At 63.7% G+C, this 21,627-nt stretch carries 1 protein-coding gene (only partly in view); it reads left to right on the forward strand.

Every position in this 21,627-nt window falls within one protein-coding gene, locus SD37_RS09640, for a hypothetical protein (protein ID WP_065912778.1), read on the forward strand. The gene is 40,617 nt long; 12,296 of those nucleotides lie to the left of the window and 6,694 to its right, leaving coding positions 12,297-33,923 in view (codon 4,099, partial, through codon 11,308, partial); the first complete codon in view begins at position 2. Both the start codon and the stop codon lie outside the window.

Below are 21,627 nucleotides of genomic sequence, written 5' to 3' on the forward strand. Positions count from 1 at the left end.
GTCAATAGCGTCTGACTTGCGCCGTGGCTTCATTCACGCGTCTATATTAGAAACTGCTTTCCAACGTGCGGAGAATTTCAGTAAAACGGTCGGCTTGCCTCGTCAGAGGGGTGTGCTGGGTGGTGAACTACGGGACTCCGGGGCGCTGACGGAACCGGATTGGGGACCACTTCGGGAGGGTCGGGAAGGTGCGCTCAGGTGGTTGTACGTCGAAAGTGATCTGGCCCATCGCGAACGGGACGCGAGTCCGTATCGTCACCTCAACCCGTTAGCCGAGGAGCTGGTTTCGCGGTATTACCGTGGGCCGGCGACGATTCCGGGGCCATTCGCCGGTGCGCCGGACCGCGACCTGATCGCGGAGATGACAGCAGTCGTTGAGGGTTATCTGGACAGGGGTCTTTCTGCCGGCGGGGCGGACGAGTTGGCGAAGGAGCTTGCGAAAGCGCTGGGCACGGTGCTGGGCTGGCCGCCGATTCCGTCGGCGCGTGGGGAGGCGCTGGTTTGGGTTCGCCAGGAAGCCGAGCGCTTCGAGAATCTCTATGGGGCGGAGCATAAACATGGAACCGAGAACTATCGGATCGCCCGTGGCTTCGTGTCTGATGAGCAGCTGGACCGCGTGTGGGGTGCGAGGTTGACCCTCGAGGTGATCGAAGTTGTCTCGGGCTATCTCACCGGGGGCCTGTTCGAAGACCGTGCCCTGTCCGAAGAAGAAGAACGTGCCCTGTCCGAAGAACGTGCCCGGGATCTGTTGACGGAGTTGTCGGCGGCGTTGGGCAGGGGGCGCGCGGTTCCGGTCGTCGGGGCTGTGCTGCCTGGTGGTTTGCGGCGTGAAGCCGGTTCTGAGGTGGGTTCTTCTGCTGGTGGTGTGGTTCGTGTCGGGGGGGTGGTGTGGGGGTGGCCGCCGATTCCGAAGGATCGTGTGGGTGCGGTGAAGTGGGTGGAGGACGGGGGTGGGTTGTCTGATCGGGGTAAGGGGCGGCCGGCTGAGGATTTCATGAAGGAGGCCGTGGGGATCGTGTCGCTTTATCATCGGGTGCCGGTGTGGATCGAGAAGCCGAAGCCTGAGCAAGAAGACGCTGTCCGGCTGAACAATGCGATCAAGGTGATCGTCGCTCGTTATCTGGCCGAAGGGTTGCCCAAGGAGCGCGCGCACAAGCTGGCTGAGGACCTTTCGGTGAACCTCGGGACGTCGCGGACCTTGTCTCGGCAGGACCGGGACGTTTCCGGTGCGGTGCCGGCGGAGCCTGCCGGTGAGCGTGGTGAGCAGGTCGTTGCTGGTGCTGTTCCGGTGGAGGTGGCCGGGTGGCGGCCGGCGGTGGATGGGACGGGGCCGCGGACGTTGCGGGACAGGGTGCTGGCGGAGGTGGGGGTGGATCCGGTTCCTGACGGGTGGGGCCGGGCCTGGGTGGAGAACATGGTGGAGGGTGTGAAGGGTGCGGACTGGGAGCGGCGGTTGGGTGCCGAGCTTCGGGTGGCGCGCGCCGTTCTGGCGGGGGTGGACCGCGGTGACAGTGTTTTCCAGCGGGCTCGTGACTTGGTGGGTGGGTTCCTCGAGGATCCGCTGCCTGAGCGGGCGACAGGGCCCGGGGCCCACGTTCGCCTCGACTACCACGACTACGCGGTCGATCTGGTCGCCTCGGCCTTGCACATCCTCACCAGCAGCCTCGACAACCCGGCGGAGACCGTACGGCCACTCGCGAAAGCGATCGTCGAACGCCTGAACCTGAGCACAAACCCCACCCCACCACCAACCACAACCGCCCCCGGCGGCGCGGGATACGACCGGGCCCGACCGGAAGGCGAATCCTCCGGTTCCGCGCGGGCATCCGGGTCGGAGGCCGGTCGGGGGCAGCAATCGTGGCGTGCTGAGTTGCCGGTGTCCGGTCAGCCGGAGTGGTCGTACCGGGCGGAAAATAGTGTGACCATCCCGTTCCTGCCGGACGGCAGTTTGTTGTTCTCTCCGGCTTCACGGCGGTTGCTGCGATGGTTGATGGAGAGACTCGTCCTGCGCGTAGCAGGCAACGACGAGCACAGGCCTGTTCTTCTGAACCTGGTGATTCACCCGGGACATGGTGACGACGTGGACGCGCGGGTTGCCGCGGTGTGGTATCAGGTGGCTGAGGCACTGGGGGCGGCGATGCGGAATCAGATGCCGTCGGCCATACAGGATCAAGAGTCGTGGCCCACGCAGGATCAAGTGCAGGAATTCGGCGCCAAGCACTTCAAGGTTACTCGTGGTGCGCCGACCGAGGCACCGGCGATCTCGCTGACAGCCGACGAACCGCTTCATGAGCTGGACAAGCCGATCACCGAGCAGGATGACAGGACTTTCCCGACAGTCCCTGGTGATCCTCTTGCTGCTTTGGAGTGGCTGCTGGACGGCGCTGGGTTGTCTCAGCGGCGGCACGGAAAGAGGCCCGCGGTGGAGCTCGGGCCTCATCAGGAAACGGCCGCAAGGATCGTGTCGCGGCATCGTTTCGCCGAGATCGATGTAGATGTGGTAAGACGTGTTGCCGCCGACTATTTGGTCAACGGATCTCCTGTAGAGGGTGTCGAACGGTTCGTCGAAAAAATCGCAGCGGTGTTAGTGGGGTCTACGTCGACGCCGCAATGGGTGCTTTCGTGGAGGAGGCCCGACAAGGATAAAAGCAAATCGCAGAATTTGAACGACTACCTGGCCGGGCGTCAGGTCTCGCGGGCGACTGCCAAGATTTGGGCTCAGGTCTGGGCGGCGCAGTTCTATGATCAGAAGAAAACAAAGCGTAGGCGTTACGGCCAAAGTGAAATGTCCCTGATGTCCGGCGGGCTGGTTACCGCCGACGAAATCGGCATTCTGTTCAAAAGGCGCAGGGATGGCGAGGCGCTAGAAGTGCTGGAGTTCTCCCTGCTAGAGGCCGACGGGGAACCGCTGCAAGTGATGGGAAGTAACGAGGAACTAGTCTTGAGGCCGCCGACGGTGAAATGGACAGGGGTCCTGACATCTGGTCATAAGAAGGAAGTGCTCGACCAGGGGAAGTTGTGGCCGGAGTTGTCCAAGTTGGGCGGAGAGGTTGTGGAGCGCCGAACGCAGCGGATAGTGGGTCCTGATCTGCGAATACGTCATCATATTCGCTATGGCGGCAAGATCACCAAGAAATCCAAGGAGAGGCTGGTTTCGCAAGGAGAGAAGTCGCGGAGAGTGCTCGACGAAGAGATCAAGACGCGGGCGGCTGGGGACGATGCCTTATCCTTCGTGTTGAAACTTCCGTCGAAGATAGATTTGGAAACTCACTTCATGTCGCTGGAGGAATCGTTAGCGGATGAGGGTGGGGAAGAACGTTTCGAACTGGTGCAGCATGCCGATCAGAGGTTGACGATCGATGATTGCCGTAAGTCGACAGTCCTGGTTGTCGCCTTCGCGAAAGGGCAATTGGCCTTGCCTGCGGCGCACCTGGAGCAGGTTTACCTGGCTGTTCAAGGTGAGGCTGTGCGAGCCCTTCTCGCTGGAAAGCGTTCCATGAGTCCTGTCACGTTTCTTCTGGCTACGGTCTACAGCGGTTCGCCGGACTTGGAGCGGCAGCGTGAGGGTCATTTGACGGATTTGGTCACGGCTGCAGCGAAGTCGGTCTTGGATGCGTGGCAGCAGCTCACAGGTGTCGTAGTCGATATCGCCGTTTTCGTTGATGGGGTGAAGGTCGAACCTTCCGGTCGACGTTACAGGCGGGCAGGCCCGGACCTCGTCGAGGTGATTCTCAAGAACCCGTCCGTCGATGCGTCCAATCTGCACGCACCGAATTCAGTCGAGGCGCGGAAGGCGAGGGATTTGCAGGCTCGTCTGCCTGAGGACATCGGGGGACTGGTCTCCGGATTGGCCGGCGTTCGGCTCGGCGGTGCGCAGATCGATCGGCCGGCTGTTTCACCGCAGGAGGAGAACGCGCCGCAGATTGAGTCGTCTGATGGTGCGCGTGACATGAGGTACGAGGAATTCGAGGCCGCCCTCAACGAGGTGATGGGCCCTGATGACACTCTTGGGGCTGGTGTGTTGGTGGAGCGCGGTGACACCCTCGGCTCGTCCACCGTGAACGTTGGTTCTTCGGCCGACGCGGGGGCGTCGGGACCGGGTGGCGGGGCCGAGTATCGGAGTTTGCCGGAGGGTAAGGTCCCGCGGCAGAGCAAGGTGGATGTGCTCGTCGTAGAGACCAGTGTGACCGTCAAGTTTCCGTTGGCCCTAGCGGATAACAAGGAGTGGAAGGACTTTAAGGAGCGTTACGCCACGCTGGTCAAGGCCGCGGCCGAGAGCGAGCCGAAGCGGGAACTTCCGGATGCGCGCTTGCACCACTACGGCGTTGCAGCGATATCTAAGTCCGACGCAGACGCCTTGGCAACGCTGGAGGAAGATCTTCGCGACGCAGCCGAGCCCGCCAGCGATGGTGTCGATAGGGGAATGCTCACCTTCGGGCGTGGATTACATCGTATCCATCGCGGGGCCAGGAAAGTAGTGGTCAGGGTCTATGGGCCTAGCAAGACTGAACAGTTCTATCGGGCGGAGCGTGAACTGAACCTCCCCTTCGCTGACAATCGGCACAGTGGGCTGTCTGCCGCCGATGAACGCCGTTTTCGCTTGCAGGTGGAGGGGTTCGCCGAGCGAGTAGAGGAAGACAAGAAAGAGAAGGCAGATAAGGACTCTGGTCCGCCGGTGCGGTTCGGGTTGCTCCTGGTGGCGCGGTCCGGGGAGGTCGAGTGGCGAGAGCTGGCGGTGACATCGCAGGTTTACGAGGCGGTGAAAGCCCTGCCGCGGCGCTACACGGCAGGTGATATCGAGGGGTATGTCCAGCGGTATTTCGTGCTGGAGAAGAAAGAGGTAGAGGGTGGTGAATTATACGGTCTTTTCACCAAGGTCGACGGGCCCGTGCATGAACTGGACGGTTACCTCGAACCCGAACCGGAACAGACCAGAATCCCGCAGCCCGTTCCGTTGCCGATCAAGTTCGTCGCCCGGATCGTGGAGCGTGGTGTCGCTCCCCCATCCGCCAGCTGGGAAAGAGAGTGGAATGCTGCATCGCGCTCGATCGTCGAAAATGATGCAGCAGGTTCAGAAGAATTCTTCCGCGAACTTCGCAAGGAGTGGGACAGGCGGGTCGAAGGCGAGGTTCAACGCGAAGATGTCCGTTTGTACGTAAGGATGAGGAACCCGAGTGCTGCGATAGGTGATCGCTTGCCCGAACACGGCGAGCTCGAAAGCCTGATGGCCCGGCGCCTGGGCGTGAAAGCAGGCGACCTGAAGGTCACGTACATGACCCACAGCGTCACCGACGGGTCGATGCGGGTGGGTATCGCCAGATATCCGACCGAGGACGAGGGCGAGGCGTATTACCGCGCAGCCAGGTCCTTGACCGAGCCGTTCATTCCGAGGTTTGCCTGGGTGCCAGAAGCGGGGCAGGAAAGGATCACCTGGCTGGCATCGGAGTTTTTCGACCGGCTTCTGGGCCCGCGGGGCAATGGTGATGTCCTCGTCATCAGGGTGGTCGCCGCGTCCGAATCGGGCGCCATGGAGAATGTGGAGAGCGCGCTGGCCATCGTCCGCGCCGCGCTCGAGAATCGGCTCGGCCGCGGAAACGCCAAGCGTGTCGAGCAGATCCTGACTGACTATGTCCGCCCCATCCCGTACTTCCATAAGAAGAGGGCCATGATCCTGGTGGATGTGGTGCCCGATGTGGCGGCTTCATGGCGTGCTGAGTTGCCGGTGTCCGATCGGCCGGAATGGTCTGAGGCGGATGATGTGTTGCTGAGTGGGCTGCTGGAGCGGGTCGCGGCGAATGCTGTGGTGCTGAAGAACGCGTCGTGGGAGCCGTTGCATATCAAGTTGTTGCTTGTTGATTCGGTTGATCGGCTGAGGGACTTCGGCGAGGAGTTGCTCAGGAAGGTGGATGGGCGTTTGTGGGATGTTTTGCGGGAGCGGGGGGTGGACGAGGACGAGGTGCGGTTCGGTTTCGATCTGGTGCCTTCGGTAATGGCGGTGGGTGAGTCGCCCAGGGTCGAGGTGGTGGTGCGAAAGTCGCCGGGCAGTTCTGTGCGGTTCTATCGGGCGGCTAAGAGTCTGACCATCCTGTTCTTGCCGGACAGTGTGCTTTTCTCGAAAGCTTCACTGCGGCAGCTGCAATGGTTGATGGAGGGGTTCCTCCAGCGGGTGGAGGACAACGACGAGGGCAGGCGTGTTCTTCTGAACCTGGTGCTTCACCCAGGGCCTGGTGAGGAGAGGGCCGAGGGGGAAGGGACCGCGCGGGGTGACGAGGTGTCACTGCGGCTGTTTGCGGCACTGCGGGCGGCGATGTGGGCCAGAGGGGGGCAGACGGCGTTGCCCACGCAGGATGAGGTGTCGAAATTCATGAAGGCTCACTTTAAGGTTCGTTATGGCGAGCCGGCCGCGGAGCCCGTGCTCAAGCTGAAAGTCGAGGTACCGACGAACCATCCTGTACTCGACGCGACGATCACCGAGCCGAAACCGGTGTTGACTTGGCGAGACACCGAGCTGAACGACGAGGTCTTCCCGGAAGTCCCTGTTGGTCGTCGTGCTGCGTCGAAATGGCTGAAGAGCGGTGCTGGGTTGACTCCGGAGCAATACTTAAAGAGGACCGCAAGGGAACTCGGACCTCATCATGCAACGGCCGCAAGGATCGTGTCACAGCATCGTTTCGCCTGGAGCGATGCAGAGTCGGTAATGCGTGTTGTCGCCTGCTATTTGGCCAAAGGATCTCCTGCAGAGGGCGTCAAACGGTTTGTCGAAAATATCGCGGCGGTGCTGGGCGTTTCGCCGGGCGGCCAGACCGTGCACCCGCCTTTGCCGTCGCCTGAAGGGCTGCCGCAGATCAGGGTGAAGGGCCTGTGGCTCGGCAGGCCGAATGCGCTCGTCGAACGGCGCAGTGTGAGTCTCGTGTTGCCGTTGACACCAGGGTACGAAGAGGATGCTGAGTGGGTCGAGTTCAAGGGCCTTTATGCCGAGCTGGTCAAGGCCGCAGTCGAGAGCAAGCCGAAGCGGGAGCTTCCGGATGTGCGCTTGGTCGAGTACACGCAAACGGAATCCCAGCGCGGCAACTTGGCAAGACTGGAGGAAGATCTTCGCGACGCAGCCGCCGCGTCGGTCGGCGATGGTGTTGACAGGAAAAAGCTCACCTTCGACGGTGAATCGTATACTGTCAGAGGCAAAAACGTAGTGGTCACACTCTATGAGTCGCCGAACAAGACGGAAGCGTTCTACCTGGCGGCGCGTCGCCTGGCCTTCTCCTTCGGTGACCCGCGGCAAAATCCTGGGCTGTCTGCAGCCGACTTTCGCCGTTTTAGCTTGCAGGTGGCCGGGTTCGCCGAGCGGGCATGGGCAAATGAGGCGGATGGGGACTCTGGTCAGCCGGTGCGGTTCAGGTTGCTCCTGGTAACGGGGTCCGCGGCGGTCGAGCGGCGGGAGCTGGCGGTGACATCCCAGGTTTACGAGGCGGTGGAGGCCCTGCCGGCGCACTACACAAACGGTGATATCGAGGCGTACGTTCAGCGGTATTTCTCCCTGCAGAAGAAGACGACGACCATGGCATACCAGGGTCTTTTCAGCAGGATCGATGGGCCCGATCATGAACTCGACGGTTACTTCGAACCCGAAACGGAACTGTCCGGAATCCCGCAGCCCGTCTCGTTGCCGCCTGAGTTCATCGCCCGGGTCAAGGGACACAGTGCCGATACCGAACGGGCCCGCTGGGTAAGAGAGTGGAATGCTGCATCGCGCTCGATCGTCGAAAATGATGCAGCAGGTTCGGAAGAATTCTTCCGCGACCTTCGCAAGGAGTGGGACAGGTGCGCCGAAGGCGGGTATCAATTAGATGTCCGTTTGGACGTATGGGCGACTAGCTGGAGTGTTGAGTTGGGTGATCCCTCGCCCGAACACGACTTGCTCAAAGACTTGGTGGCCAGTCGCATGCGCGTGGCCGCAGACGCGCTGAAGTTCACGTACATAATCCACGCCATCTCTGCCGAGATGCCGATGCGGGTGAGTATCACCAGGCATTGGACCGCGGACAAGGGCGAGCTGGATTACCGGGCAGCCGGGTCTTTGACCGAGCAGTTCGTTCCGACGTTCGCCCTCGTGCCGGAAGCGGGGAAGGAAAGGATCACCTGGCTGGCATCGGAATTTTTCGACGGGCTTCTGGGCCCGCAGCGCAAGGGTGACGTCCTCGTCATCGCGGTGGTCGCCTCGACCCCTCAGGGTGCCAACCAGCGTCTGCAGAGAGTGATGGCCATCGTCCGTGCCGCGCTCGTGGCTCGGGTGTCCGGTACCGAGCATGCCGACAGCGTCGAGCAGATCATGACTGCCAACGTCCGCCCCATCCCGTACACCCGTGGGGGTTTGAGCATGATCCTCGTGGATGTGAAAGCCGATGCCGTGATGGCGGACGTTCCGCGTATGCCGGCGGTGCTGGAGTTGCGCCCGATCCCGTTGGATCGTGAGGGTGCGCTGGCGTGGATAGCCGATGGGGGTGGGCTAGGCGAGTGGAGTCTCTGGAGTACGGCCGAAGCGAATGCCGGACTCCATCTGGAAACAGCCGCCGACATTGTGTCGCGTACTCATCTCGTGCGGAATGACGAACTGAACGTTGTCCTCGCGACTTATCTGGCCAACGATTTTTCGTTGGAGACTGTCGAAGAGATGTCGAAGGAGCTCGCGTCGGCGCTCGGCACGGCTGACATGGATTCCGATTCCCTGTTGCGCATGGCCGATGCGGTGTTGAACGACGATGTTGTTCCGGGTGCTGGTGTGGAGGAGGAGGCGTGGAGCCGGACCGAAGAAGTGGACCAGGTCGTCGCCTCGGTGGCCGGGTGGCGGCCGGCGGTGGATGGGACGGGGCCGCGGACGTTGCGCGGGTTCGTGGTGGAGCGTGGCCTGAGGCAATGGCTGGCGCGGGCTGACGTGGGTGACGCGGACAAGGAGCTGGTCGGGTCGATGCCGCTGGAGGAGCTTCCTGCGGGGTTGCGGGACAGGGTGCTGGCGGAGGTGGGGGCGGATCCGGTTCCTGACGGGTTGGGCCAGGCCTGGGTGGAGAACATGGTGGCGAGTGTCAAGGACGCGGGTGCGGATGGGGCGCGGTTGGGTGACGAGCTTCGGGTGGCGCGCGCCGTTCTGGCGGGGGTGTACCGAGGTGACAGTGTTTTCCAGCGGGCGCGTGCCCTGGTGGGCGGGTTCCTCGAGGACCCGCTGCCTGATCGGGCGACAGCGCCTGGGGCCCACGTTCGCCTCGACTACCACGACTACGCGGTCGATCTGGTCGCCTCGGCCTTGCACATCCTCACCGGCAGCCTCGACGACCCGGCACAGGCGGTACGGCCACTGGCGAAAGCGGTCGTCGAACGCCTGAACCTGAGCACAAACCCCACCCCGCCACCAACCACAACCGCCCCCGGCGGCACACGACCCGGCAAGGAACCGGAGACAGGCGACTCCTCCAGTTCCGCGCGGGCAGCCGGGTCGGAGGCCGGTCGGGGGCAGCAATCGTGGCGTGCTGAGTTGCTGCCGGTGTCCGGTCAGCCGGAGTGGTCGTACCGGGCGGAAAATAGTGTGACCATCCCGTTCCTGCCGGACGGCAGTTTGTTGTTCTCTCCGGCTTCACGGCAGTTGCTGCGATGGTTGATGGAGAGACTCGTCCTGCGCGTAGCAGGCAACGACGAGCACAGGCCTGTTCTTCTGAACCTGGTGATTCACCCGGGACATGGTGACGACGTGGACGCGCGGGTTGCCGCGGTGTGGTATCAGGTGGCTGAGGCACTGTGGGCGGCGATGCGGAATCAGTGGCCCACACCGGATCCAGAGTGGCCCACGCAGGATCAAGTGCAGAAATTCGGCGCCAAGCACATCAAGGTCACTCGTGGTGCGCCGACCGAGGCACCGGCGATCTCGCTGACAGCCGACGAACCGCTTCATGAGCTGGACAAGACGATCACCGAGCAGGATGACAGGACTTTCCCGACAGTCCCTGGTGATCCTCTTGCTGCTTTGGAGTGGCTGCTGGACGGCGCTGGGTTGTCTCAGCGGCGGCACGGAAAGAGGCCCGCGGTGGAGCTCGGGCCTCATCAGGAAACGGCCGCAAGGATCGTGTCGCGGCATCGTTTCGCCGAGATCGATGTAGATGTGGTAAGACGTGTTGCCGCCGACTATTTGGTCAACGGATCTCCTGCAGAGGGTGTCGAACGGTTCGTCGAAAAAATCGCAGCGGTGTTAGTGGGGTCTACGTCGACGCCGCAATGGGTGCTTTCGTGGAGGCCCGACAAGGATAGGATCAAATCGCAGAATTTGAACGACTACCTGGCCGGGCGTCAGGTCTCGCGGGCGACTGCCAAGATTTGGGCTCAGGTCTGGGCAGCGCAGTTCTACAATCAGACGAACACAAAGGGCAGACTTTACGGCCAAAGTGAAATGTCCCTGATGTCCGGCGGGCTGGTTACCGCTGACGAAATCGGCATTCTGTTCAAAAGGCGCAGGGGTGGCGAGGCGCTAGAAGTGCTGGAGTTCTCCCTGGTAGAGGCCGACGGGGAACCGCTGCAACTGGTGGGAAGTAACGAGGAACTTGTCTTGAGGCCGCCGACGGTGAAATGGACAGGGCTCTTGACATCTGGTCAAAAGAAGGAAGTGCTCGACCAGGAGAAGTTGTGGCCGGAGTTGTCCAAGTTGGGCGGAGAGGTTGTGGAGCGCCGAACGCAGCGGATAGTGGGTCCTGATCTGCGAATACGTCATTATCTTCGTTTGGGCGGCAAGATCACCAAGAAATCCAAGGAGAGGCTGCTTTCGCAAGGAGAGAAGTCGCGGAGAGTGCTCGACGAAGAGATCAAGACGCGGGCGGCTGGGGACGATGCCTTATCCTTCGTGTTGAAACTTCCGTCGAAGATAGATTTGGAAACTCACATCATGTCGATGCTGGAATCGGCAGCGGATGAGGGTGGGGAAGAACGTTTCGAACTGGTGCAGCATGCCGATCAGGGGTTGACGATCGATGATTGTCGTAAGTCGACAGTCCTGGTTGTCGCCTTCGCGAAAGGGCAATTGTCCTTGCCTGCGGCGCATCTGGAACGCGTTTACCTGGCTGTTCAGGGTGAGGCTGTGCGAGCCCTTCTCGCTGGAAAGCGTTCCATGAGTCCTGTCACGTTTCTTCTGGCTCCGATCTTCGGCGGTTCGCCGGTGTTGGAGCAAAAGCGTGAGAGTCATTTGACGGATTTGGTCATGGCTGCAGCGAAGTCGGTCTTGGATGCGTGGCGGCAGCTCACAGGTGTCGTAGTCGATATCGCCACTTTCCTTGATGAAGTGGAGGTCGAACCTTCCGCTCGACATTCCAAGAAGGCAGGCCCGGACCTCGTCGAGATGATTCTCAAGAACCCGTCCGTCGACGCGTCCAATCTGCACGCACCGAATTCAGCCGAGGCGTATAGAGCGAAGGAATTGCAGGCTCTTCTCCCCGTGGCTCTCAGTGTGGGTGGGGAGTTGTCTGTTGGTGAGCCCGAGGTGAGTTACAAGAGGTCTGCGAATGACGGGGCTATCTCGGGATATGTATTGATGCCGGAACAGGTGCGTTCGTGGATGCCCGACGGGGATAAAGGCAAGCCGCAGAATTTGAAATACCTCCTGGCCGAGCGTCAGGTCTCGGAGGCGACTGCCAAGATTTGGGCTCGGGTATGGGCAGCGGAATTCTACAATCGGATCGACCCCTGGGGTAAGCGTTACCAGCTTAGTGAAGTTTCCCGGATGACCGGCTGGCTTGTTACCGCCGGCGAAATCGAAATTCTGTGGAAAAGGCGCACGAATGGCGAGGCGCGAGAAGTACTGGAGTCTGATCTGGCGGAGGCCGGCGAGGACGCGGCAGTGCAAGCGGTGGGAATTCAAGAGAAACTCGTCTTGATGCCGCCGGCTGAGATATGGCAGGGGCGCATGTCGCCTGGTTCTAAAAAACCGCTAGTGACCGAGCAGGAGCGCGATCTTTTGTGGTCGAAGTTGCTCCCGTTGAGCGAGGAGGTCGTGAGGCGCCGAAATCAACGGAGACAGGATCCTGATCTGGGACTACGTCTTTATGTACATCGTTCCGCCAAGGCTTACGGCCTATATGATGTGAAGCTGAAGTTGATGGGATCGATGGTGCGGGAGATGCTTGACGAGAGGATCGGGACGCAGGCGTTGGCCGGCGGCGATGTCTTCTCCTTCGTGTCAGATCTTCTGACGAAGATAGATCTGGAAATTCACATCATACTGAGCTCGAATGATAAGAAGAAACAATGTTACGAACTGCTGCAGCGTGCCGATCAGAGGTTGACGATCGATGATTGTCGTAAGTCGACAGTCCTGGTTGTCGGCTTCGGGAAAGGGCAATTGGCCTTGCCTGCGGCGCATCTGGAACGCGTTTACCTGGCTGTTCAGGGTGAGGCTGTGCGAGCCCTTCTCGCTGGAAAGCGTTCCATGAGTCCTGTCAGGTTTCTTCTGGCTCCGGTCTACGCCGGTTCGCCGAAGTTGGAGCAGCAGCGTAAGAACTACCTGACGGATTCGGTCATGGCTGCAGCGAAGTCGGTCTTGGATGCGTGGCGGCAGCTCACAGGTGTCGTAGTCGATATCGCCACTTTCCTTGATGAAGTGAAGGTCGAACCTTCCGCTCGACATCCCAAGCTGGCAGGCCCGGACCTCGTCGAGGTGATTCTCAAGAACCCGTCCGCCAGCGTTCCCATTCCGCACGCGCCGAATTCAGCCGAGGCGCGGACGGCGAAGGAATTGCAGGCTCTCCTATCTGAGGCTATCAGGGGACTGTTCTCCGGAGTGGCTGGCGTTCGGCTGAAGTCTGATGTTGGGCCCGTGGCGAGTGCCAAGGACTTCCTGACCGCCCTCGAGGGCGTGATGGGCGGAGATGACACTGTTGCGGCTGGGGAGCTGAGCCGGACCGGAGAAGTGGACCAGGTCGTCGCCTCGGTTATCGGGTGGCGGCCGGCGGTGGATGGGACGGGGCCGCGGACGTTGCGCGGGTTCGTGGTGGAGCGTGGCCTGAGGCAATGGCTGGCGCGGGCTGACGTGAGTGCCGCGGACAAGGAATTGGTCGGGGCGACGCCGCTGGAGGAGCTTCCTGCGGGGTTGCGGGACAGGGTGCTGGCGGAGGTGGGGGCGGATCCGGTTCCTGACGGGTTGGGCCAGGCCTGGGTGGACAATATCGTGGCGAGTGTCAAGGACGCGGGCGCGGATGGGGCGCGGTTGGGTGACGAGCTTCGGGTGGCGCGCGCCGTCCTGGCAGGGGTGGACCGCGGCGACAGCGTTTTCCAGCAAGCGCGTGACCTGGTGGGCGAGTTCATCGAGGACCCGCTGCCCGATCGGGCGACAGCGCCCGGGGCCCACGTTCGCCTCGACTACCACGACTACGCGGTCGATCTGGTCGCCTCGGCCTTGCACATCCTCACCGGCAGCCTCGACAACCCGGCACAGGCGGTACGGCCACTGGCGAAAGCGACAGTCGAACGCCTGAACCTGAGCGTGACGGACGATGCCGTGATGGCGGACGTTCCGCGTATGCCGGCGGTGCTGGAGTTGCTCACGATCCCGAAGGATCGTGAGGGTGCGCTGGCGTGGATAGCCGATGGGGGCCGGCTGGACGAGTGGAGTCTCTGGAGTACGGCCGAAGCGAATGCCGGACTCCATCTGGAAACAGCCGCCGACATTGTGTCGCGTACTCATCTCGTACCGAATGACGAACTGAACGTTGCCCTCGCGACTTATCTGGCCAACGATTTTTCGGTGGAGACTGTCGAAGAGATGTCAAAGAAGCTCGCGTCGGCGCTCGGCACGGCTGATATGGATGTCGATTCCCTGTTGCGCATGATCGGTGAGGAGGTGGACGACGATGTTGTTCCGGGTTCTGGTGTGGAGGAGGCGTGGCGCACGATTCCGCGGGATCGTGCGGGGGCGTTGGAGTGGTTGGATAATGGTGGCGGGTTGTCCCGTGCCTTCGGGAAGAGGCCGGCGCAGGATTTCAAGGATCATATTGATCTGGCTACGAAGATCGTCTCGCTGTATCACTATGTGCCGGGGTGGATCGGGGAGCCGCCGCCGCACGCGGTAGAAGCCTTCCAGGTGAATAACCTGGTGAAGGACGTTGTCGCGCGGTATCTGGCGCAGGGTTTGTCCAAGCGGGGTGCCGCGAAGATGTCCCTGAAACTTGCGGTGGCGCTGGGTACCTTGAGAACGCAGAGGCAGAAAACACCCCCCACGCCAGGTGGCGCGCGGTCCAACCGAACTGGTGTTGATGATTCGGGCGCCGGGCCGTCCCGCCCACGGGCATCGGGATCGAGCAGCAAGGCCAAGCACCCAACTTTGCCAGTAACGACCGCTGCCGCGATCGAACTGAAAGACTTGACGCCGCCTGCGGCGACCGAGGTGCTCCCGGCGACCGCCCAGGCGGTGCCGGCCTACTTCCTCCAGGCCAAGGCGAAGGGGATCGTCGGGCAGCTGAGCCGGACCGAAGAAGTGGACCAGGTCGTCGCCTCGGCCGGCTCGTTCGCCCCGAAGCAACCGACCGCGACGGAGCTCGCCGCTCTCGAGCACGCCTTCGGCTCCGACGTGGGTTCCTTCTTCGGTGAGGGCCGCGTGTTCAGGATGGGCGGCAGGCTGATCCGCATCCGGGTCGAGAAGCTTCACTGGCACGCGCAGAAGGCGGGAGACCGGACGGGGACGACGAATCCGGTTGTCCGGGGAAGCTCCGGGAACACCAGTGCTCGTACCGGAACCACGACGAACCCGCAGACCACCTGGATCTTCTTCACACCGATGGTGCCAGGCATGTTCACCACGGGGCTCGTGTCCTTGCCGACGAACGTCTCGACCAGCCGTGCTCACGGCCATGAGCTGGGTGGCGCGAAACAGATCAGTGTCTCGCTGCCGGAGCGGCCCGGGAAGGGCACGAGCGGTTACCAGGGAACGCGCTCGGTCAGACTGCCGATGACGGTGATCATCGAGCCCGTGACCCCTGACAGCGGCGACTCGAAACTGAGGATCGAACTCCGGGGTGACAGCCGGTTGCACAAGCCGGTCGCCGCGGAGTTCAGTGTGCCGGAAGGGCTTCGTGACGAGGGACGCCTCGTGCCGATGCCGGACGTCCTGCCCCCGGCGGGCACCGAAGCCGTCACGGTGAAGAAGGGAATGTCGCAGGCCATTTTCGACCAGCTCCTGATCCGCCTCGGCGCACTGGACAAGGACTCGCGCGAAGCGCTGTGGGAGTTCATCGACGCGAACACCATCGCCGCGAACCTGCCGAGCATGACGGTGACGCCGCAGGCCGACCCGGACGCGGGTTGGGTCACCTCGCACGCGCTGGTCCGCGGCGGGAATCCGTTCACCCGGGTCGTCTCCTCACGGTCGCAGAACGTGCAGATGCGCGCGGTCGCCCGCAAGGTCGCTTATCTGGACACCATCGAGGGCGCGAAGTTCCGCGTACACGAGTCCGAGAGCAGCTCGACGACGGCGTCCAGCACGACGGGCCGAGCCGTCACCGGGTTCATCGCGGGCGGACCGGGCTTCGACTACGGCATGGTCAGCGCGGGAGCCGGGCCCTCCATCAACGCTGGACACACCAAGAGCAGGACGACCACGCATGGCCAGGATTCAGAGCTGTCGGTGGAGCGCTCCTACGAAGACAGCGTGGTCCGCTTCAAGACGGAATACGACCTGCAAGTGCGGGTGCAGGGGCAGGCGCCGCTGACGTTCCGCGACGCGGCGGAAGCGATCCGCTGGGCTCAGCGCGAGGACGCGCGGCAAGCCGGTCTTCTGTCCGAAGCCGCGGCGAACGATCTTTCCAAGCCGGGTGCCGGCACAACGGCAGCAGCGCTGAATCTCGGCGAGGCCAGTGCGCGGCTCAAGACGATGTTGCACGACTCCGCGAAGACGCTTCCCGGGCACAAACGGTGGGCATGGCGGGACGCGGGGCTCGCGACGCCGTTCGGCGACCCGAAACTGAAGAAGGGGTTGACCGGGAAACTGCAACGCCAGGTCGAACGCTGGAAGGCCATCGACGAGGCGGTTTCGGAGGACAACCTCGCCCGGCTGCTGCCGGATATGCTCGCCGACCAGCGGCAGATCGTCGAGCTGGCGCCCGAGCCGGGCCGCGGCCACGAGTACCACGCGGGCTTCGAGATCGAAGCGCGGTTGCTGGCCCCACTCGGGGAACCGTTGGGGCCGGTCCAGGGTGGCACGGGTACCACGACGCTGAAGGACACCGAACACAGTGGCGACACGACCAGTCGCGGCTGGATGGTCGCCGGCGGGGTCCGGGAACGAATCTACGGGTCATGGGCGGGCAACACGGTCATGATGACCGGCACCCACAAGCTGTTCTTCGGAAAGACCAAGGACACCGGTCGGACGCGGGACACCGAGCTGGTCAGCGGCGGCACCGTCGGCAAGGAACTGGACGAGTCCGGCGCGGTCGTCCCAGAGCCGAAGTATCGCTACGCCGCGAAGGTCGAACTGAAGGTTTCGGGTTCGTATTGGTCGCGATACAACGATCTGGTTCGGAGTCTCACCATCGGGAAGCGGGGCAAACACGTCCCCGAGGGCCACCATCTCCCCATCATCGACGAGCGGGCCGCCGCCGACGGCCGTGCTCCTCGCACGATCGTCGCCGACGTGGTCCTGGAGCTGACGGAGGCGGAACGCGACGCCATGCTGGTGGGGTCGGCGATCGAGGGGAAGCGGCTGCCGTCGAAACCGTTGCACAAGGCCGACTATCTCCGGACCGGCACGTCCCGTGCGCTCGACCGTGTCCGGGTGCTTTCGGTGAACGCGGGCGCGCTGGCCCGAGTGCGCAAGGACGTCAGGAGGACACTCAAGCGCGCTGACGGCGACGCGATCTGGAAGTACCGCGACGGCGACAATTCCGCACTGATCGACCAGGCGATCTCGGTCGCGGCATTCAAGTCGGACTCGCGCAGGTTCAACCGTCCGAAGTGGATCAGCGGCTTGCGGTGGAAGCGTAGGAAGGAGACCCGGATCGCCACGGTGGCGGTGTCTTACCGGCTTCGCGACCCGGTTGTGCACAATACCTATTGGCACCAACCGCAGCAGGGAGCGGGAACTTCGACCTCGACCTCGTCGGACAAGGAACGAAGCGCGGGGTTCGCGAACGAGTTCGAACCCGCGGTCTTCGTGGTCGGCGAAGGGGTGGCGCACCCACCCGGAACCGTCATGCGTGGGGTGGGGCCGATCCTCGCGGAGCTGAACCTTTGGCGCTCCACCTTCAGCAAGCGCGTCAGCCGCAAGATCCAGGTAGGGACGAACACGTCACAGACCCTTGAGCCACGTCGCCAACTGCACAAGGTCGAAGCCACGTTGGAGACGACGGTCTCGGTGGAGACGGGCCGACGTGGCCTCATCGACCGGTGGCATTTCTTCGGGACTCGGCCGGTCAAGACGGCGGCATACCGCTCGGAGCAGCCGGGTGCCATCTGGGTAGAGCTGACCGACGAGCAACTGCACGAGGTACGGATCCAGCAGGCCGCCGAAGACGCGCGCCGCAGTGGCTTCAATTTCGGCTTGGTGGTTCCCCGGCCTGCCGGTCACATCGGCAAGGTCCCGAAGGGCCACGACCTCGGTGGCTCGAACTGGGCCGACGGGATCATCGAGCCAGTGGACCTCACCGGCCTGCTGCATCAAGCCGACAAACCGGACGCGGCGGGCAGCACGGCGGGCCTCTACGCGCAGTTGGAGAGCGCGCTGACCCCTGAGAAGTTCGAGCGACTTATGCGGACAGCGGCCTCGGACACCGGACATGACAACCGCAGCGCGATCGAGATGTTCCTGTCCAACTTGCAGACATCGATGGGCGATCTCGCCAATGGTGGCGCCAGTGCCAGATTGCGCCTGGAGAACAAACTCTCCGGTGAGAACTATGACCTCGTCGTCGAGGCTTGGCCGAAGAGCAAGCCGACGGCCAACGGCATCGTGCACGGTGGCCTCACCAAGACGTCGGTGGTGTCAGCGTGGGCGGCGACCAGCCGCACCGTGAAGCGCAACCTCCTCGAACTCATGACCGTCCCGGCCGCGGCGATGATGTTCCAGTCGGAATCCGACGCGCAGGAAGCCGAGCGCGAGCCCGGCAAGCACGGCGCTCCTGCCACGACGCTGGGCTACGGTGTCGGGCACATCGTCGACTGGCTGAGTCAGTTCCGGAGCCGGACCAACACCCGTACCGATACGGTGACGCAGACCGAGACGGTCAGCGGTGCCTTGGCCGAGCGCAGCGTCGAACTCGGTTTCGACATCCGCTTCGAACGGCATGGCGAGCGCATCGCCGACATCTCCGCCGAGCGCAAGGTGCTCACCCGGTCCGCGGTGGAAGAAAGGGGCGGGGACGGCCTGCCGCACGAAGGCGTCGTGACACGGCGCCCGGCGAGCGAAGCCGGCAAGGATCGTCTCGACAAATGGCGGAAGCCGGAAGGGGCCGCAACGCTTCCGGACGACCCCGCGGACTTCCGGATCACCCATTTCGACGGCCGGATCGAGGATCTGCGCGACGCCGCCCGCAAGGTGCTGGAGGCCGCGATCGGCGGGAAGCTCGACTCGCGGACACTGGCCCTGGTCCGGGAGCAGCTCACACTCGGCAACGTGAAGGCTTTGGCTCCCTTGCTCTTCGGAGCCGGCAGCGCCACGACCTCGCCTGCCGATGCCACCGGCGCCGAGCTGATCGTCCCGGACGAGCTGGGGGTGAAGCTCACCCTCCACGCCATGATCGACGGGCCGGGAACCCTCGAACACGGGAGCGCGCGGATCACCCTGAAGGGGAACCCGGAGACCACGCGGACGAAGGAATTCAGCGGAGGGAGCGAAACCTCCCACGTGGCGATGACCCTGCCGGTCTGGGGCGCGGGGGTGCCCCAAGCGCCGGGGCACACCACCTACGAAGAGGGACGCCAGACCTTCGGCGCGATGAGCGCCTTGTTCTTCGGAGTGGACGTCCGCGGTGCCATCGGTACGGGCCACGAGCACCACGGCGCCCGACAGTCGGGGGGCAGCGCGCTGCCGGCGCCCGGCGTTCCCGGCGCGACCGACCCGATCACCGCCACCTTCTCCTACGCCACCCGGTTCATGCTGGTGGCCGAACGCAAGTCGGCCGGCCCGTTGACCCGTAGCGAGCCACAGGTGGCCGAGGTCGACTACGACAAGGGCTACCACATCCGCCGCAAGGATCAGAACCACCGGCTGCCCGCATCGTTCAAGAACAGCCTCCTCGAGCTGGCACGCCGGGACAAGGAGTGGGCTGAGGCCAGACGTAAGGCCAGGTCGCTGACCGCGAAGATCGCCAGCGGAACCGTCGCCGAGCCCCTCTTCGAACGACGCGCCGCGGCGAAGTTCTGGGGTGCGAAGGGGGCGTACGACAAGGCACTCGCCGCCGCGCAGGCGGATCCGGCCCTCCGCGTCGGGCGGCGCGTTGTCCGGATGGAGATCCCGGCGGGGGCCGAGGCCGTGCCGGTCGAATACTGGAAACCACTGGCCGAGCTCGTTCGGGAGCTGATCGCCGCGCACAAGGAAGGCCGCCGTCCCTGGGTGCGCTATCGCGTGATCGGCGATCCCGCGACGTCCAGACCGCAGTTCAGTGCCTTGGTCATGGCCAAACTGGACAACCTGGCCAGCCTTGAGCAGCTGCGGGTTCCCTACAGGGATCAGCTCCAGCGGGTTGACCTCGGCTTGGCCACCGCCCCCACGATCGTGCGCGGTGACGGGAACACGGTCGTCGAGATCTGGCTCGACGAGGACCGGGAGCGGCTCGTCGTCGAGGAGGACGACGACACGAGCCTGTCCTCGACCGAGGAGGACGACGACGACACGAGCCTGACCTCGATCGAAGAGGAGGACGAGCCCGGGGAAGGCGCCGCGGGGGCGCCCCGATCGCCGTCCGCCGGGGAAACCGCGAAAGCACCGCCAGGACCCGCCGATGTGCGGGTGGGCGAGAAGAAGGCGGCGGGAAGCTCGTTCCGGGAGGCCTTGCCGGAGTATGCCCGCGACGGGCGGGCTTTGGGCCTGGTCACGGTGAGCGAGGTGAAGGGGCGCGACAAGGTCGGCCTACGCATCGCCGGGATGCTGGCGCCGTTCGGCGAGGAGCACCAGGGAGTCAGCGCCATCGTCGGCAAGCTGAACCGCGCGCGATTCGAGTCCTTCCTCGGGGCGCGGCCGGACGCGTCCGGCCAGGCCGACGCGCTGGGCCAGGGCGGCCGGAGCTTCCCGGTCCGGGTCGGGGAGAAGTGGTTCGAGGCGCACGTCGCCGCTGTGCCGGACTTCGATGCCGCGGTACCGGGTGAGGGCAACCGGGGTGTCCGCGAAGTACGGGAACAGCATGTGCTCGGGCACAAGGAGTCTCGCACGGAAAGTTTGTTCCACCGGCTCGGCCTTTCCACGATCTCGCTGATGAACGCCGGTTGGCTGCCCATCGGGGGTGCCGGCGTGAAATTGGCGCGGCCGGCCGGACTGCGCAACTCCGACACGTCCTCGAACGCGCAGACCATCTGGCGGCCCCATTCCGAGGTGCGCAGCGCGAGAGTTCCGGTGAAGTACTACATCACCCTCACCGGCGAAGACGGCGGTGTCCTTCGAGACACCACCGACGGCGAGGTCACCCTGCTGCTTCCCGATTCGGTCAGCGGGATCACCGAGCCGGGCGCGATTTCGTCCGGAAAACCCCGCAACGGCTGGGAAAAGCGGATCGGTTACCTTGCCGTCGAAGCGGTGATGCTCGACGAGCGGGCGCTGTTCGAAAAGGTCAAGGCGAAGCTGCATCCGTCGGTGACCAAACTGTCGGCACCCGGCCGCGCCGTTTTGCGCGAATTCGCGTCCCCCCAGTACGTGCGCGCAGTGTCGAAGGAGATGTGGACAGGGGCGGCCTCGGTATCCGGGGACCTGGTGAGTCCTCACGGCGCCTACCGCGAAGCGGCCCGGATGAAATTCAGGGCGCACGACGTGGAGTTCATCGGAGTGGCGCCCGCCGAGGGCGAATCCCGCACGCAGGACACGGCGACGGCCGAGGAATCGGTCGAGTTCACCTCGCAGGCGGGGCCGGACGTGCTCGCCGGCCTCGGTGGTGGCGGCGGCATTCCCGGGGTGGCGGCCGGGTATGGCGGGTTGACCGGCACCGTCGCCGCGAGCATTTCCGACACCGCGGTCAGCGGCCGGTCGGTCACCACAGGGACCGGCATGTACGTCAAGGGCGACGTCGGCCTCTATCGGGTGACGGGTGAGGTCACCGTGGAGACCACCCATGGCGAATGGGTCACAGAGCCCGCGACGAAGTACGTCCGGCTGGACCTGCACGAGGCGGTTGCCGAGAACCTGCCGGTACCCCCTGGCTATGAAAAGCGCTTCGTCGACGTGGGGCCGCGCTTCGAGCCTCCTTATCTGGCGGCCGCAGCGGCCGGTGGGCACATCCACGCAGGGGCCACCCCGATCGCCGCCCAAGTCCTGCCCCGGATCGAGAACGCGCTGCGACGTATCCCGGGTCTGGAGGACCTACTGCCCAAGTGGTCCAGTGCTGAGGCGAAGACCACCCGAGGCTCGGGTGACAAGATGGAAGAACGCCTGTCGAACCAGCGAAAGCTGGCATCGGTGTTCTCGGC

This window comes from Amycolatopsis orientalis, from assembly GCF_000943515.2.
GTDB lineage: Bacteria > Actinomycetota > Actinomycetes > Mycobacteriales > Pseudonocardiaceae > Amycolatopsis > Amycolatopsis orientalis.